We start from the raw sequence: 16,413 nt of genomic DNA on the forward strand, positions 1-16,413 counted from the left end.
GCTATATTTTACTCCCGTTGCCTGCTCCGCTCGAAGCCGTAGAGGATGCGTCGCAGTGTTACCGTCCTAGCACCAGCCACTATTTCTAATACTATGTCAGCAAGCTTTTCGGGTAGCAAGGTCTCGGAGAGGTCGTGGAACCTACCGGTTCTCCTTGCAAGCTCTACTGCTACGAGGTGATAGCAAGGTTCCAGCTGACCCATGCCTAGAACATGGATCATGAAGTGGGGGCATGAACAATAAGTCCCCGGTACTACGAGGTAGTCGGACTCCCTGCCAAGCACAACCCACAGCTCAACAGGCATCCTTGCAAGCCTTACTACACGTAGCTCGCCCTGTGCTGCCCGCGCCTCGGGCGAGGGACTCTCGATTGCCCTGCGGAGCCTATCTCTCAGCTCTCCTAGCCTTCGCGCCAGCAGATAGCCTTGTGCGTCTACACCTCCACTCCTCGCTTCTACCGTCACCGTAGCCCACCACTATAGCGTCCATGTAGCCTATGAATAGACCGTGGCCCATTACGCCGGGAAGAGTGTCAAGCAGCGACTCATACTGTATGGGGCTCATAACGCCCCAGGGCCACGTGTCTATGACGATGCCATAGTTGTCAGTAAAGGCTGGGCCATCCCTACAGCTACAGTTTGTCCTCACTTCCGCACGTATACCCCTTGATTCGAACTCCTCTACTATGGTTTCAACCGCTGGCGGTACAACCTCAACGGGTACCGGCTTCCCCTTGTCACCAAGGTTTCTCGAGACCTTAGACTCGTCGACCACTAGCAGTGTATAGGCGCTGTTGAAAGCTAGTAGCTTCTCCCGCAACATGGCCGCCCCGCGGCCTTTAACGGCCATACACATATCCGAGACCCTTGCAACTTCGTCAGCCCCGTCAAAGTATACGTCTAGACCGTCCCGAGGCAGGAAATCATAGGCCTCAATGCCAAGTCTGCGTAGCTCGAGCAGCGTGTCGAAGCTCGAAGCGTATACCTTGGCGCGGCGCAACGCGGATGCAGCTGGCGACTCGATAAGGAATCTAAGAACGAGCCTCACTGTGGAGCCCGTACCAATTCCTATCCTTTCAGCTCTCTCTATGAGGGGTTCCAGAATCTCGGCTGCACGTCTAGCTGCCTCCACCTTTGCAAGTGCAGTCAACCACGCGTCCCCGTAGGTCGTACCAGGTTGCGTCTACTACTTCAATGCACCTCCACTCACCCGGCCTAGCCGAGCCCTCTGGCAGTATTACTGGCATGTAGTTGTAGAGCTTAGCGTCTAGGCCGCCGCGCTCGCCCCGTGAGACAACCAGTGCGCAAGCACGGGAGCCTATGTAGCGTCGATGCTCCTCGAGCCCAATCCTCATCACAACCTCTGTGAGCCTCTTAGACCGCTTCTTCTTCACGGGATCCGGCACTTGTGGCAGACCTGCAGCTACCGTGCGCTGGCGCGGCGTATACTGTGCAAGGTGGACACGTTCAAACCTCAACTCCTCTATGAGGCGGACCGTGTTTTCAAACGCTTCCTCATCCTCGCCTGGATGACCAACAATAATGTCTGTAGCTATCATTACCCCGGGAACCTTGTTGCGGATCTCCCTCACGATAGCACGGTATTCGTCGACAGTATAGTTGCGCTTCATAATCCTTAGAACTCGGTCGTCACCACTCTGCACCGGAAGGTGGACAAACTTGAACACCTTTGGATGGCGGAACACCTCCAGGAACTCGTCCAGTATCGGCTCCAGCTGATCCGGGCTCATCATGCCTATGCGAACCATGAAGTCACCCTCAACCTCTATAACTCGCCGAACTAGCTCTGGCAGCAGCCTCTTACCGTAGAGGTCTATGCCGTAGACTGCGATATCCTGACCCGTAAGCCTTATCTCGACGGCTCCGAGCCGGACAAGCTCACGAACAAGCTTCACAATATTCTCCACGGGTCTACTGTATACTCTTCTCCTAGCAATTTTCGTGATGCAGAAGCTGCAGTCCCCGAGGCAGCCCTCTGCTATTGGTACTTCGGCTATTTTCCCGCGAAGCATTAGCCGAGGAGTTGGCTTGAAGAGCGGCTTCGGCTTCTCCCTCGGAGGGGTGAGAAGGTCTAGACCCCTCTCAACAGCTATGTCCACGAGGTGCACATTATAGGTTGAGACTAGCACTGCTTTCGGTGCTATACGCTTCACCGTATAGGGCTGAGCACTAGCCATGCATCCTGCAACAACTAGCCTCGCCCCGGTTTTCTCGGCTATTGCTGCCAGCTCTGCTATCCTCCTCTTCATCCTGGCTTCTGTATCCAGTCTCACCGTACACGTATTGATGATAATCACGTCTGCCTCATCAACACAATTGGTGAAGCTGTAGCCACGGCTACTCAACACACTCCGCATAATAGCCGTGTCAGCCATGTTTAAAGCACAGCCATAGGTTTCAATGTATACCCTGCCACGCTGCATAAGGCCCCCCGATAACCGCCGTAAACACGTGTTAAACCCTAATAGCTGCTACCCGCCCGAGGCAGGCGGCAAGATAACAATCTCGTCGCCATCACGGACTTGCTGGTCGAGCCCGGAGAACCTGCCATTAACCAGGTATACAATGTCGAGACCACGAGCCTCCAGCTCCCGCACAAGCTTCTCGAGGCCCGGATAGCGGGTGAACAAGGTCTTCAGCACGTCACGTAGCGTAGCGTCCTCACCAACCTCAATAACCACCTCGCTGCCACCAACAGCTTCCCTTAGCAGCGAAACAAGTCTAACCCTCACCCGCACCATGCCTACACCACCCAGGCCTGGAGACGGATAGCGTGAACCCTCTAATCAACTACACAGAGAACCAAACCAGCACACCTCCGCACCGGCATGTAGGGTGGGAAGGGGCTAGCACGAAGCTAGCTCGCTTTTAAGCATTAGAACCGCGGGAGCTGGTACTGAAGCTGCCACTGCAAGCTGAAGGGGCCGTATAGGCTTCGCCTAGAACAGCATGCTTACAGCCACCAGTTATGACAGTACTAGGCTTGCAGCTGGGAGACAAGTACCCCCAAAGACCGAGTATAGAGACGATACGGGACAGTTTCTATGCGCCGTTTGCCCCATACTGGGCGATGAGTACTCGAAAGAGCTAAAATACATCGTCTCGCTATAGCATGAAGCACGCTGCTACATATCCATACCCTCATGGAACTAGTGTGTCAACCTAGTTGTTTACTATGCACTTAACTTGCTCCCTGAGGGTGATGCTGCTTCCCGCCGAGAAGCTGCTTGCGAGGCTTATACGTATGCGGGTGGATATGGGTTTAGAGATGCAATATTCCACGAAAGCTACGAGGCCTACAAGCTCTTGCTAGCTATGTACCTCTAACGTATACTCAGGACGGTCAACTTCTGGTGTCACAGACCGGTACGAGCTAATTGTCGGCAAATGTTACAAGCTACTTGCACAGCTACAGCAAGGAAATGGAAGCATCGTTACACACTATCATGCAGAGAATGGAGAAGTGATGCCGGTAGGGGACATAATCATCGAAACTACAAAACATCACCATGTCAGCTCTCCACCTCAAACTACCTACCATTTCTGTTAAGAAACCCTAGAACAGGAATGACAGAACAACCCCTTGAGAATGGAGCTTTCTCAGTCCTGCCGACTTGCCTCCACATGTTGTGCCGCTTCGGATATTGTTACCAGCGTGTAGCCTTTCCCGCGGAGGTATCCTATGAGCTTCCTTAGCAGCTCTAGTGCAGCCTCCCCAGTGTTGTAGCGACAGTCTACTCTTACCCTCGCCCAGCTCATATCTATGTACTCCCAGGGATGGGCAAAGTATATCCTTAGTCCTCTTGGCAGCACGTCGTGTATCCTCTTTTGGATGCGCCACGGCAGCCGCAGCATAGAGGATGTAACAGTCACTGGTAGCCTTACGATGCCATACTCTACCCTTGGCATGGCGCGGAACGGAGGCTTGTAGAGGGCTATCGACGAGTCCACCTGGTAGCCGAGTTTGTGGAGGACCGGTAAGAGGCTCTGTGGGAGCTTAAGGTTGGGGGCTCGAAAGCTTGTAAGCTGGTCCGTGAACCTTCTGAGCTTAGCTGTGGCCTTCTCAAGTAGGCTTGCCACAGTACTTCCGGGTAGCTTATCTAGGCGTTCGTGGGCATAGCTATGGCAACCCAGCTCATGGCCCTCATCTACTATCCTGCGTATTAGCTGGGGGTACCTCTCAGCTACGCGCGCTGTTGAGAAGAAAGTTGCCCTAACCCTCTCCTGGGATAGTATGTCAAGGATGTATGGGAGCCCTTCCTCTACCCCGCGGTAGCTCTCGCCGAGGTATGGCGGACAGTCCTGCTCCACGTCAAAGCTGAGTACTGCTATGCGCAAACCGGACTGCTCACCTTCCAAGAATCCTTGATACCCGGAGCCAGGCACGGTATAGGAGGTAGCGTTTATCGCTGTCCATAGCCGCGTCCATGGTAGCCCTATACACCTCAACGATGCTTCTGGCTATCCTCGTCCAGGAGAAGTTCTCTGCAGCATGTAGCGGGGCTGTCTCTGCGAGTCTACGGTGCAGGTTAGGATCTAGGGCTAGCTCGGCTATCCTCTCCGATGCCTCCTCATCAGAGGATACAAGGAACCCGGTACGACCATCAGCTACAACGTCCTCTATTCCGCCATCACGGAACCCTATTACTGGTCTGCCACAAGCCATGGCCTCGAGGGCTGCTATCGAGAATGCCTCCAGCCTCGCCGGCACGAGTAGAAGATCCGAAGCCCAGTAAGCCTCTCGCAGCCCAGCACGACCCATAAAACCGTGAACGGTTACCCTTACACCATCCAGGCCATAGAGGTGCTCCTCAACAGCTCGTAGAACCTTGCTGCGCAGCGGACCATCACCAATAATGAGGAGGTGAAGTCGCCTCCTCCCAGCAACTATCTTGGCAGCGTAAGCCACGATTGCAGGAGCTTGGTGTATCCGTTTGCGCTCCGTAAACCTCCCAACCACTAGGACCACAAACTCGCGCTCATCTAGGCCAAGCTTTCTCCGGGCAGCCCTCTCCTCCTCAGCTTCTGGCGGCCTCCAGAACCCCGTGTTAACCCCATTGGGGATAATGTAGAGGGGAACCTTGCCATCGACTATGCCTAGGAGCCGCCTCGTATCCTCCGCTACCCGGCGGCTAACAGCTATGAATGCATCCACCCGTTTCAGCGTATTACGAAGGAGCGGTATGAGGGGCTTAGTGACGGGAGACCAGTAGTAGAGGGAGTGGTTGGTAGCGACTACTGGTACGCCGCGGATACCCCTGGAGAGATTGGCCGCTGCAACAGCGAATGGCGAATATATGCTGTGTATATGCGTGATGTCAAAGCCTATAGTCTTGTAGAGCCGGTTGAGCTTGAAGAGCGTATCCACTCCGAGGCTTACATGGCTCTTGCGAAAGTAGAAGAAACCCTTAATCCTGTGCACAGCATAAGGGAAATCATCACGATAGGGCTTCATGTAGCGATAGTCGTGGGTTATAACGTGAGGCTCATGACCCATCTCGAGGAGTTGGAGTGCAAGCTCGTGTATATGTGTCTCGATGCCTCCTATCTTTGGGTAGAACCAGTCTGACGCCAACGCAACCTTAAGAGCGTCCAAGCTTGCCGGCCTCCACCAATAGCAACAGCCAGCCCGCCCAATAGCGAGGCAAATACATAGGAAATAAGCCTCTCTACCATGACTATAGCTAGTGCAGTACTAGCCGGTGCACCCAACGCCGTAAATACCGCTGTAAGACCACCCTCGACTATCCCTAGTCCGCCTGGCGTAAAGGCTACAAGGCCGATAACGAGATACATTACCGAGGCCAACACTATCCTGTAGACAGACGTATCCCACCCAACAGCTACAGCGATAAAATAAAACCTAGCAACATCAAGTAGCCAGACACCCGAGCTAAGCAACGCAGAGACAATAACGGCGACGCGGTCGCCGAGAAGCTTGCTGAGCCCAACGCTATTGCCTAGCTGTAACTTTTCGCGTGCACGAAACTTGTCGGCAATATATTCGAGAATACGATCCCAGTACTTGACGCCGACGAAAACACCAACTACTATGAGTATCAGCGCAAAAACAATACCAAGCGGTAGGTCACCAGCGGCAAGTTCACCCGTAAGTGCAACTACTGCAATCACTGCAACAGGTATAGCCTCCACAACACGTTCAAAGACTATACTGTTAACAATTGTGGGTATCGGCGCCTTCGTCTGAAGGTAGGCATAGGTTACGCGGATAACCTCGCCGCCGGCACGCATGCTCGGCGTAATATTGTTCACTAGGAACCCCATAAGATACCCCAGGAACGAGTCTTTAACGGGAAACCTTACACCCATCCGTGACAGTATAAAGCTCCAGCGCAGGGCATAAAGTAGCACCGAGACGATATAGGATACGAATGCTAGCCCGACATAGCGATGGTCGGCGTTGAGCATGATCCTTAAGGACTCGCTGAGACCTTGCCATAGTTCCTCGAACAAGGACCCTCATCCCACTGGAATCAATGGGGCAGTGCCTTCCCTTCGCCACCAGGCAGGCTGAGAAGTGGCGGTATTGCTTATTTTAAACCTATCCTATGGGAAAAATAGCGGTTTTACCAGGGACACACGTTTACAGCGTTATTATCACTGCTTTTGGTATGTAGTCCTGGAAAATGACACGTATACGTGTCTCCACATCTATCTGTGCAAGCCTCTCAAGGCCTCTGCGTATAGCATGTAGCCTGGTTATCTTAGCATTTATGCTTTCAGCTATCTCTTCAAGCACTTCAAGTTCTGTTTTTGCCGTCGGGTTTAGCATTATCTTAACCTTCTCTATCTCTATAACCGTCTCCTTGGCTATTGGACTCTCCTCTATGGTGCCCCCAGCAAGGAAAGCTATGAGCTTAAGTAGCTTCTCATCACGCTCGCTCTTCGCCCTAAGCTCCTCTATGAGCCTTAGCAGCTCGCCCAGCTTGCGCCTCAAATCGTTTAGCATGTTGTCTATGTACTTTAGTAGCTCCTGTGGCGAGGAAAACTCTTGAATACCAATAGTCAAGATCCTTTACCCAGTGCACTTAGCTGGCGTCGGGCCTCCTAAAAACTTATAGCTCTACGGGTAAAAACATATAACGTAAGACCTACCAGTGGGCTTTTTAACGCTGCTAGAACTCCTCCTCTGCAGCAAGCCTCATCATTAGTTTGGATAGGTAGTGCCTTATCACTATGAGTATTACTGCCGAAATTACTATCATTATTATGACGTTGAGGTAGCGGAGTAGTAGCGTCTGTATCGTCGGCTGCAGGGCTAACGTTACCGTGTCATCGGTCGTCAGTAATATGCTGGTACATGCCTGCCGGTAGCCCTTAGCCACTGCACAGACTTGGTAGTTCGCGTTAGATGGCAATACTGCGTCAACAGTTCCATCTACTCCTGTCATAAGGGTGGAGGAGAATACTACGTCCATACCAGCAATGTTTACTGTTGCTGCTGCAAGGCCTTTACCCTGATCGTTTTCCACTACTATGTGCAGTGTCCGCGGGGTTCTGGCTAGAGCTATTTCTAGCGTAGTGTTTGAAGGCTTTATCGTTATATTTACTGGCTGGTAGAAGTTCCTAGCAGACTCTATTGTTAGTACGGACCCGTTAACGTGTACCAGCAGTGTTAGGGTCTGTGGGGGGCCCGGGCTTATTCTTGCTACCTCCACCCCGTCGAGACGGACCACTATGCTATCGACTATCCTGTTCTCGAGCGCCAACTTGTCTAGAATTTTCGCTGTGACCGGCATCCTTACTGTTGGAAGCCTAATGTCTAGAACACTGTTATCCCTTGCAAGGTATACTTCTCTCTCAACAACATCGAATATCTTAAACCCAGTGTTGTCATACGGTAGTGGGTCTATATGCAAGCGATAAGTGCCCTTGACGAGTGTAATAGTTGCTGTTGCATTCAGTACTAGCACGCTGCGGATCTTTTCGTCCTCGACGCGGTCTATTGTAACCCTTGCTGTAACAGGTATGGTTTCATTGCCTACTACGCCGGTTAGTCGCAGCGTTAGCCTATATGTTACTGGTTCGAGCTGTATCTCGACTGCTGCACCATTGTCGGTTACGTTTACTGTCCTGGTTAGAGGCTTGAAGAATGGGTCCTCGCCCGCGGGGTGCAGCGGTGTTACCTCTATCGTCGCGCTGCCGCGGTGCTGTGTCTGGAAGGAGATCAAGTAGGGTCTATCAGCCTCAATACCGTAGAACTCTTGCTCGTATAGTACGCGGTTGTCGCCCACCACCCTTAGCCTTATACCATCGCCTTTCGGTGTTGTATATTGCGATGCCAGTGTCACTATGACTGCAACGTTTATCCTTTCAAGGGTTACTATTACGTCCCTATCAGAGTCCATGCAGATTCTCGTTGTTGCCTCCCGGTAGAGTCCACCCCCGACTTCTCGCACGACGATAGTGTAGTTGCCGGGAAGTAGTTCGCTTAGCTCTATGCTCCTTGTGCCCGAGGGGTAGGTTGCGCTTATGGTTCTGGATCTCTTTTCGTCTATCAGCTGTACTGTGAGGTTGCGTATTGGCGGCTTATTGGTATAGCTATCTACGAGGTGTAATACCAACGTGAACCTCTTATAGGGGACTGTGAGTGTTACATTACTCTTGCCCGCGCATAGTATTTTGTAGCTGCTTGGCTCGTAGATAGGCTCTTTAGGAGCTACAGTGATCTCTAGTATGCCTGGCTCCATGCATGGTGCTTCTATTGTTGGTCCGGCCTCCACGTATGATATGCTGTCTACAACCGTATTGTTTACGTAGAGTGTTGCCGCGACTGTGAGGTTTTCAAGTGGCTCGCCGTCTTCGTTAACGAAGCTTATTGACAGCGTTCTAAGCGTATAGTTCGCTATGAGCTGCTCCGTTACAATGTGTCCGAAGAGGAGGTTTGCGAAGCTGTTAACCACTACGAGGCCTGCACCAGTACCCACTGCGAGGAAGTTTGCCTCGGGGCCTAGGATCGCAGCCACCGTGCCCGGCCATGGTGATATGCAAGTGGTGCAGTGGCTGCTCTCAGACTCTACCCTAACCTCGCCACGCTCGGTGTCTATTACCACGAGGCCTATATTACCTCCTTCATCAACTGCTGCTACTACGTAACCTCTCGTTGTCTTTGCGATGGATACATGCTTTATTGCTGCATGGAGCTGGAGACTCCAGAGCAGTCTATACGTGTCACCGTCGAGGCCCGCTACGAGTAGACTACCACTGCTTGTGCCGATGGCGACTATGTTGGCGTCAGGGGAGATTGCCGCTGTTCTCGCATAGTCGCCCAGGACGTAATAGCGCCAGAGGTTCTCGTAGGCTACCGCTCCATCGGGGCTAAACACTGCCAACACGAGGACTATTCTATCAAGCTTTGTAAACTCCACATCACGACCTGTCACCCAGAGGTAAAGCTTGCCGTTGAAAATGTATGCTAACAGTGCAGTACTGTTCATCAGCTTATAGCTTGATGCGAGCTCGCTGACCCTAGGCGGGTAACCACCACTAACGAGGTAGTATGCATACTCGCGTCTCGGGTTTATACATACGGTCTTGTTAAGCAACGTTATATCCATTGGTTCAGGATAGTTTAGCGTATTGTCAACCTCTATGGCTTTCGTAGTGTTAACTACTGCTATGTAGCACGTACCGCCATAGCTTACTATAATGTCTATGAGCTGAGCCAGCGTAGGAAGCTGCAGTATGGCGTAGCCGTTCTCGTCAGTTATACTCTCGGGCGTAAACTGACTAGTACTAGGTATATAGCCAAACACTGTTACGCCTTGAATAGGCGTGCCATTGTAGAGTATTTGGAGGCGAAGCTTAGCCTTGGCAGACACCGTAGCTGTTGGGAGTAGCTTAACTATAGCCGAGCCAGCTGGCTCTATAAGGCTTCCTGTGGGCTTGTAGACTGGCACTACCTGCTGCACAATGCTATTCTCTAGCCTTTCTCCCAGCAAGCTGCCTACTGCGTCTCCTGCCTCGAACCAACCCAGCCTTATGCGGCTAACAATGTATAGGCGGTAGTCATTGTCGAGTTCTGTGAGGACCGCTATACTGGGCCTACCTAGATTAAGATACGCCATACCCTTTGGATTACCCTTACCGGCAAACACGTAGTGGCCCGGCTCCTCGAGGTCTAGTATTAGTAAGTCTCCACGCCGGGAGACTACGAACACGTACCTTGGGTTTGACGGATTGTCAAGTGTTGCGTAGACAGGCTCAGAGTCCATTGTCGCCTCATAGAGCGGTGTTAGGGATGGCTTTAACTCCGTAGTATTGATGTACGCTAGGTATACCTTGTAGGCCTCTCCATCCTTTACAGCGTAGACTATGTAATTACTACCGAATGCTTCAAGCATGACTACAGGCCTACTATCAACAATATGGATTACTGGCACCTCCTCTGCCGCTGCCATGACTGAGAAGCTGTAGAGGATAGCTGCAGCTACTACTGCTACCAACAACGTATTCTTCAAGTCCTCTACACCCCATATAGCTTGGACTCTAGCCTGCCTACACTAATACCCTGCTATGTGAACGCTGTTAGTGATTGACATGTGTCACGTTTAGCTTAAAGCCCTGGAGTAAAAAAGGTATTTAGAGGCCACGAGATATGGAATGAGAGCTAGGAGGAAAAGGGTAGATGTTTCTGGCGAAACTGCTCAGCAAGATTAAGCTGCGTAGGCATGAGGAGAAGAAGCCAGAGGCAGACTTTGAGGAAGAGCTGGAGCCGCTAGATTATAGGAGGCGGACACTATCATCGGTATGTCCCCAAAAGGAGTGTGAGGAGCTGGAATCATATCCCCTAGAGGATCCATGGGTGCACGCGATAATACTGAGGAATAAGCGTACCGGCGAGATCATATACTGGATAGACGAGATACCCCTCTCCCCCGAGGAGAAGAAGATCTACGACAACATAATGGACATACTGTACTGGGAGCTTAAGCCACCAACAAGAGAAGACGTGGACGTCTTCGCATACTTTGCAAAGGAGGCTCGCAAGGTTGTAGAAGTCTTCCAGATTAGGCTTGGCCGAACACCCGGCATCTCATGGGGCAAGATCCTCTACTACGTTCTGCGTGACGCTGTAGGCTTCGGGCCCATAGACCCGCTGATGAAGGATCCCAACATAGAGGATATATCTTGTAACGGTGTGGGTAGGAGGGTGTATGTGTGGCACCGCCGCTACGAGTATATACCAACAAACCTCATCTTCCACTCATCCGAGGAGCTGGATAATCTCGTCGTAAAGCTTGCCCATATGGCTGGCAAGCATGTATCCGTTGCATTCCCTATAGTTGATGCTATATTGCCTGGCGGCCACCGTCTCGCAGCCACCTATAAGAAGGAGGTTACAACAGGAGGCTCCACGTTCACCATACGTAAATTTAGGGAGGACCCAATAACAATTGTCGACATGATAAGGTTTAGGACTATAAGCGCCGAACTCGCTGCATACTACTGGCTGCTCATGGAACACAAGATGCCTGGCATGGTGCTTGGCGTAACTGGTTCCGGTAAGACCACAACGCTCAACGCCTTGTTAACACTGCTGAAGCCCTCGGTAAAAGTTGTAACTATTGAGGATACACCGGAACTCAAGCTACCGCTTGAGAACTGGGTTCAGCTAATCCCAAGGATGAGCTATGGCCTTGGCATGGAAAAGATTGGAGAGATAAGCCTCTACGACCTGGTAAGGGTTAGTCTGCGATATAGGCCCGACATAATCGTTGTCGGTGAGGTACGTGGCGAAGAGGCTTACGTGCTATTCCAAGCCATCGCAACAGGCCACGGCGGCATGACTACACTACATGCAGAGTCCATTGACGCCGCTGTTAAGAGGCTTACAAGTCCACCAATGAATATCCCGGAGGGCTATATACCACTGATGAACTTTACACTACTAATACGTAGGGTCGAAATCATTGATCCCCAAACCGGTAGGCCTAAGATCACTAGGAGGATTACCTATACTTGGGAGATAGCAGATTATGGTAAGTACATCGTGTCCCATAAGTGGGACGCGCGTAGGGATAAGCACATAGTAAAACTTAAGGACAGCGTGCTCATGAAGAGGATTATGGAGCTGCACGGCTGGGATAAGGAGTACTTGCTCCAGGAGTTCAATAGAAGAGCTACAGTCCTGAAGTGGATGGCAGCTAAGAACATGAGGAGCTATGTTGAAGTTGCAAGGATTATACGCGAGTACTACATGGATCCGGAGGGCACCCACAAGATTGCCATACGCGACCTAGGCGGGGAGGCTGAAGTAGAGGCTACAGAATACCAGCCTGGAAGCCTGATGTAGAGCTGTTGGCTACCGAGGGATGTAGCCATATGCACTACGTGGTTTATCCGGTAGTCTCGCTACATCTGACCTAACTGGCAAGAAGCTAGCAGTGACACCCATAAGAGTTCTAGGGTGGTGCTTGGGCCTTGTCTCTGCTTCGCCGCTTCGCGAGGAGGTTTCGTAAGAAGCGGGAAAGCACTGCTAGAAGAAGAACTGTAAAAAAGGTTCCATTGACACTTATCTATGATAGCTTGGCTTTAACTGTTCTCGGGAAGTACCCGGAGAGATTTGCGAAGGCCTTCCAGCTCTATGAGATGATTGATAAGGCTGGTCTCAATACACACCCAACCCTCTATGCTGCGCGTATCCTCTTCGCCGTTGTGCTGTTACTTTCAGCCGCTGTGGTGGCTACTATATATCTCGCCTTTCTACCGATAAGCTTCACCGTGAAGGTTGTAATTAGCCTTGCCCTCTTCTTTGCACCCGTGATAGTGTTTGTTGCTGGCCTCATGTACCCGGCCTCTAAGGCTTCTAGTAGGGCTGAGCGTGTAGACATGGAGTTTCCATTCTTTGCGGCTTACATGACTGCTATGGCTTATGGTGGTGTGCCTCCGGAGAAGCTTATTGAGAGGCTTGCCGAGATAAGGATGTTCCGTGCCCTCCGAGAGGAAGCAAGACGTATACTCAGGGACGTAAAGATCTTCGGCAAGAACATCCTATCGGCTCTTGAGCACAACGCGCTACACCACCCTTCAAGGCTTTACCGCGACTTCATGCTCGGTTATCTTACAGTGATACGTACCGGCGGTAATGTGCATCATTACCTGGAGGTTCGTACACAAGAGGTTATCCAGGCAAGGATGGAGGATCTCAGAAACCGTGCCGACCGTGTTGGCCTCATAGTTGAGGCCTACGTTGCAGTAGCAGTGCTTGGAACATTATCGTTCTACATATTCTTCATCGTGAGCGGCCTCATAGGCCGTGCAGTAGGCGGCGGGCTTGGAGGCACTACGGGCCTCATACTCTATAGCTTCATAGTGCTGCCACTGATAACAATAGCAATACTAATGCTCCTTAACACCACCATACCAAGCTACGAGAATATCCGTGAGCCATACATCTACATGGCTATCAGCGTTCCAACCGCGTTCGTCACGTCACTAATACTCCTCCAGCTAACCGGTGTCTACCGCATACCAACAGCTACAGTTGATATCAAGGCTATATCCATGGCTTCTGCCATATTCGCACTAGGCTTAATGATAGCTAGTTTGGGTCCCGCAATAGTCTACATGAGGATTGCAAGGAAGGAGAAGAAGATAAACCGTAGCCTGCCAGCATTCTTCCGTGATCTCTCCGAGGTTAGGAGAACCGGGCTCAGCCCTGAGCGCAGCATCATAGTACTGTCGGAGCGCGACTATGGTGAGCTTAGCAACGTCATACGCCGCATAGCCGCCGCGCTGTCAATGGGCCTCCACGTAGAGAGGGCGTTCAGGACCGCTATCAAGGGGTACAAGAGCTGGATACTCCGTGTAACCATGAGGTTCCTCGTTGACGCCATAGATGTTGGTGGCGGTAGTCCAACAACAATAGACTCGCTGGCCAGGTTCGTGTCCACATTGATAGAGCTAAACGAGAATCTTAAGAGGAGGCTTAAGCCCTTCATCATAATGCCTTACTTTGGCGCCGTGATAGTTGCTGTTGCGAGCATACTGACCCTAGCAATGCTCGTAAACGCTATCGCCGCTACCGGCCTCGGTACTACACAGTATAGCTTTGGCGGACTCCAGGTGAGTCTCTCGCCGGCACAGATTGGCAAGCTACTACTACTAGCGTCAATTGCGTCGATACTGAATGGTTGGCTTAGCGGCCTGGTGGCTGGAAAGCTTGCCGACCTGCATACGGCAGGCGGGTTCCTCCATGCAACACTGCTAACCGCTATAGTACTCGTTTCGATAATAGCAGCGTTAACGGTATCTGGTTCGCTACTACAGTCTGTAGCTGCTGGCTAGCTTTTCGCTCTACCACCGCCGAGGAAGTCTAGTAGTGAGCGGCTCTGCAAGGGCTGGCCTTTCTGCCTCCTGATGTCACGGAAGAGCTTCTGAACATCTATGCGGCGGTACTCTAGGCCTAGGCTCTGGAGAAGAGCTAGAGCCTCCTTCGATATCGATGGGGCGACAAGTATGCCGCGTATCTTTGCGCCTGGGTTTAACTGTTTGAACGCCTCAACATAGCTTTGGAGCTGTTTTACCGCTTCCAGCCCTGCGTTGACACGCTTAACCTCGATGACAACATAGTTCCCATCCTTGTCAACGGCCACTATGTCGGCATACCCTGTCTCTATGGGTCTCTCCCTGCGGAGGACACGGAGCCCCTCTTCGACAAGTTCTGGATGCTTAGCCAGGTAGTCTGCTATTTCCTTCTCGTCGAGATACTCTATGAAATCTGCCTCATCGACTAGCCCATGAACGGCTAGTAGTGCATAGACCTCCTCTATATGTATTTCTAGTACCTCGCGTGGCCTCTTCCTCACGCTCCGGAATAGTAGCACACCATCCCTCTCCTCAACGCTGAGAACCTGGCTCTCGGGCTGCCAGTTTACCGGCGAGTAGCCCGTGGGCCTGTGCACCAGTACCGCCCCATCAGGCTTGACTACTATAAGGCGGTCGCCGTCGCCGAGCTTGCTAGCTCCACGGCCCTCATAGTAAACACGACACCGTGCAAGCATTACTATGACATCATGTCTCTTGAGAGCTTCGTGGAGGATGCTGCGGGCCTCGCTCAGGCTCGGCGACGCAACATAGACTATTCGGGGCTTCAACAGCTCCACCTTCCGGAGCTTCAGCCAGGCTACGGGGCCTCCTCCTCATAAACAGTCTAGTGTTAATACCATGCCCTTATGGGGGTTTGGGGAGCCCCTAGTACTGGCGTCGGGTTGACGCCAATGACTGTAGCATATGCTAGAGCGGTTATTGTGAGGCTTGAGAGGTATCCGTTTCTAGCCGACGTGGATGCTGTTGCAATGAGGCGGTTTGGCCTAGGCGTTGTTGAGGTTGCACGTATCCGCCGGGACCTCGTGGAGCGAGGCGTTGATAGGCTCCTGGAGGCTATTAGGAGGGGACGCCTCGGCGACAGTGTTGACCATGTTGAAGAGGAGGTTTTATCCTTCGCCTATGCTGCAATAATCGCCTACGCTACCGGCAACAAATGGCTCGTTTCGAGACTCGCTCTTGCCGAGGCTGAGAGGGCCTACAGCCTAGCCCAGAGCGAGAACGATGAGACTATTGCACAGCTAGCAAGGCTTGTCGGCTTGGAGAGCCTAACCTATGGGAGGGGGTATCGTGAACCCATAGCACTGCTAAGGGGGACAATAATATACCGAGTCTACCCCTACTCCATGAAGCTGATAGACTATCTGCGTGTTGCCCGTAGGCTCCTAGGCGATGATGCATGGAAGCCTATAAACTTCCCAGTACTCCGCGGCATCATATTCCTCGATAAGAGCCATGTACTGCGACTATTCAAGGAGGCTGCTACCGAGTATATCGAAGAGAAGGTGCGGAGCATAGGGGAGGCCTATGCAGGCCAGCTAGTCGACGTTGTCTCGGAGTATGTGAAGAAGGTTGAGGAGAAGCTTTCTGAGCAGCGGCGCCCCCGCATGGTTGGTAGCTCGCGGATAGAGGTTCCAAAGGGTGTCATTGTAGAGGAGGCATTACCCCCATGCATGAGGGATCTCATCGAAAGGACGCGGAGAGGCGACAATCTCAGCCATCATGAGCGCTTCGCCCTAGCTACATTCATGCTAAACATAGGAGCCGAGATAGACTATGTTGTCGACTTGTTTAGGAATATGCCAGACTTCAACGAGAAAATTACGAGGTACCAGGTGGAACACCTTGCTGGACTACGCGGCTCCGGCAAGAAGTACCGTGTGTATAGCTGCGAAAAGATGAAGACCCTAGGCATTTGCAAAGCTGACTGTGGAACAAGAAGCCCGATCCAGGCCTACTACCAGAGCCTACGCGGTCTCCTCGCACAGCGGCGGGGCAGACGCGGAAAAAGCAATAATGCTTCCTAAGGTGCTGCCAAGGATTT

At 51.9% G+C, this 16,413-nt stretch carries 13 protein-coding genes; 3 read left to right on the forward strand and 10 right to left on the reverse strand.

What is annotated here, in order from left to right; translation table 11 throughout:
• Positions 1 to 8: 8 nt before the first annotated feature.
• From HBUT_RS05685 to HBUT_RS05725, 9 genes are all read right to left on the reverse strand, one after another.
• Entirely contained in the window at positions 9 to 464 is a 456-nt protein-coding gene (locus tag HBUT_RS05685) for a hypothetical protein (RefSeq protein WP_011822251.1), read from the reverse strand.
• Complete coding sequence (gene rpiA, locus HBUT_RS05690) at positions 385 to 1,149, reverse strand: ribose 5-phosphate isomerase A (RefSeq protein ID WP_011822252.1); 765 nt, start codon at positions 1,147 to 1,149, stop codon at positions 385 to 387. The genes HBUT_RS05685 and rpiA overlap by 80 nt, the downstream gene beginning before the upstream one ends.
• Entirely contained in the window at positions 1,118 to 2,443 is a 1,326-nt protein-coding gene (locus HBUT_RS05695; protein ID WP_011822253.1) for a tRNA (N(6)-L-threonylcarbamoyladenosine(37)-C(2))-methylthiotransferase, read from the reverse strand. Before HBUT_RS05695 ends, rpiA begins: the two co-directional genes overlap by 32 nt.
• Positions 2,444 to 2,491: 48 nt before the next feature.
• A complete protein-coding gene (locus HBUT_RS05700) occupies positions 2,492 to 2,761 on the reverse strand; it encodes a MoaD/ThiS family protein (RefSeq protein WP_011822254.1) in 270 nt (89 codons plus the stop codon).
• A gap of 859 nt (positions 2,762 to 3,620) precedes the next feature.
• The gene (locus HBUT_RS05705) at positions 3,621 to 4,358 is read right to left on the reverse strand and encodes a polysaccharide deacetylase family protein (RefSeq protein WP_011822255.1); all 738 of its coding nucleotides are present in this window, start codon (positions 4,356 to 4,358) and stop codon (positions 3,621 to 3,623) included.
• Positions 4,359 to 4,368: 10 nt separating this feature from the next.
• Complete coding sequence (locus HBUT_RS05710) at positions 4,369 to 5,616, reverse strand: glycosyltransferase family 4 protein (protein ID WP_011822256.1); 1,248 nt, start codon at positions 5,614 to 5,616, stop codon at positions 4,369 to 4,371.
• Complete coding sequence (locus HBUT_RS05715; protein WP_011822257.1) at positions 5,565 to 6,494, reverse strand: lysylphosphatidylglycerol synthase transmembrane domain-containing protein; 930 nt, start codon at positions 6,492 to 6,494, stop codon at positions 5,565 to 5,567. The genes HBUT_RS05710 and HBUT_RS05715 overlap by 52 nt, the downstream gene beginning before the upstream one ends.
• Positions 6,495 to 6,624: 130 nt before the next feature.
• Entirely contained in the window at positions 6,625 to 7,050 is a 426-nt protein-coding gene (locus tag HBUT_RS05720; protein ID WP_011822258.1) for a hypothetical protein, read from the reverse strand.
• A gap of 106 nt (positions 7,051 to 7,156) precedes the next feature.
• On the reverse strand, positions 7,157 to 10,501 hold the full coding sequence (locus HBUT_RS05725; RefSeq protein ID WP_011822259.1) for a hypothetical protein: 3,345 nt from the start codon (positions 10,499 to 10,501) through the stop codon (positions 7,157 to 7,159).
• Between the two features lie 167 nt (positions 10,502 to 10,668).
• On the opposite strand from HBUT_RS05725, the gene HBUT_RS05730 reads away from it, so the two are divergent.
• The gene (locus tag HBUT_RS05730) at positions 10,669 to 12,336 is read left to right on the forward strand and encodes a type II/IV secretion system ATPase subunit (protein ID WP_011822260.1); all 1,668 of its coding nucleotides are present in this window, start codon (positions 10,669 to 10,671) and stop codon (positions 12,334 to 12,336) included.
• Positions 12,337 to 12,464: 128 nt separating this feature from the next.
• Positions 12,465 to 14,330, forward strand: coding sequence for a type II secretion system F family protein (locus HBUT_RS05735; protein ID WP_011822261.1), 1,866 nt, complete (start codon positions 12,465 to 12,467; stop codon positions 14,328 to 14,330).
• Here the strand turns inward: HBUT_RS05735 and nucS are convergent.
• Positions 14,327 to 15,139 carry an endonuclease NucS gene (nucS, locus tag HBUT_RS05740; RefSeq protein ID WP_011822262.1) on the reverse strand — a complete coding sequence of 271 codons (813 nt, stop codon included), beginning with the start codon at positions 15,137 to 15,139 and terminating at the stop codon, positions 14,327 to 14,329. The genes HBUT_RS05735 and nucS overlap by 4 nt on opposite strands.
• A gap of 123 nt (positions 15,140 to 15,262) precedes the next feature.
• On the opposite strand from nucS, the gene HBUT_RS05745 reads away from it, so the two are divergent.
• Positions 15,263 to 16,396, forward strand: a complete 1,134-nt coding sequence (locus HBUT_RS05745) for a hypothetical protein (RefSeq protein ID WP_011822263.1) — start codon at positions 15,263 to 15,265, stop codon at positions 16,394 to 16,396.
• The last annotated feature ends 17 nt before the right edge of the window (positions 16,397 to 16,413 follow it).

The organism is Hyperthermus butylicus DSM 5456, from assembly GCF_000015145.1.
GTDB lineage: Archaea > Thermoproteota > Thermoprotei_A > Sulfolobales > Pyrodictiaceae > Hyperthermus > Hyperthermus butylicus.

What these genes read in the sequence shown, in the direction of transcription:
- HBUT_RS05695 (WP_011822253.1), bottom strand. Translation starts at nt 2,443, where the DNA reads ATGCAGCGTGGCAGGGTATACATTGAAACCTATGGCTGTGCTTTAAAC.
- HBUT_RS05700 (WP_011822254.1), bottom strand. Translation starts at nt 2,761, where the DNA reads ATGGTGCGGGTGAGGGTTAGACTTGTTTCGCTGCTAAGGGAAGCTGTT.
- HBUT_RS05730 (WP_011822260.1), top strand. Translation starts at nt 10,669, where the DNA reads ATGTTTCTGGCGAAACTGCTCAGCAAGATTAAGCTGCGTAGGCATGAG.
- HBUT_RS05745 (WP_011822263.1), top strand. Translation starts at nt 15,263, where the DNA reads ATGACTGTAGCATATGCTAGAGCGGTTATTGTGAGGCTTGAGAGGTAT.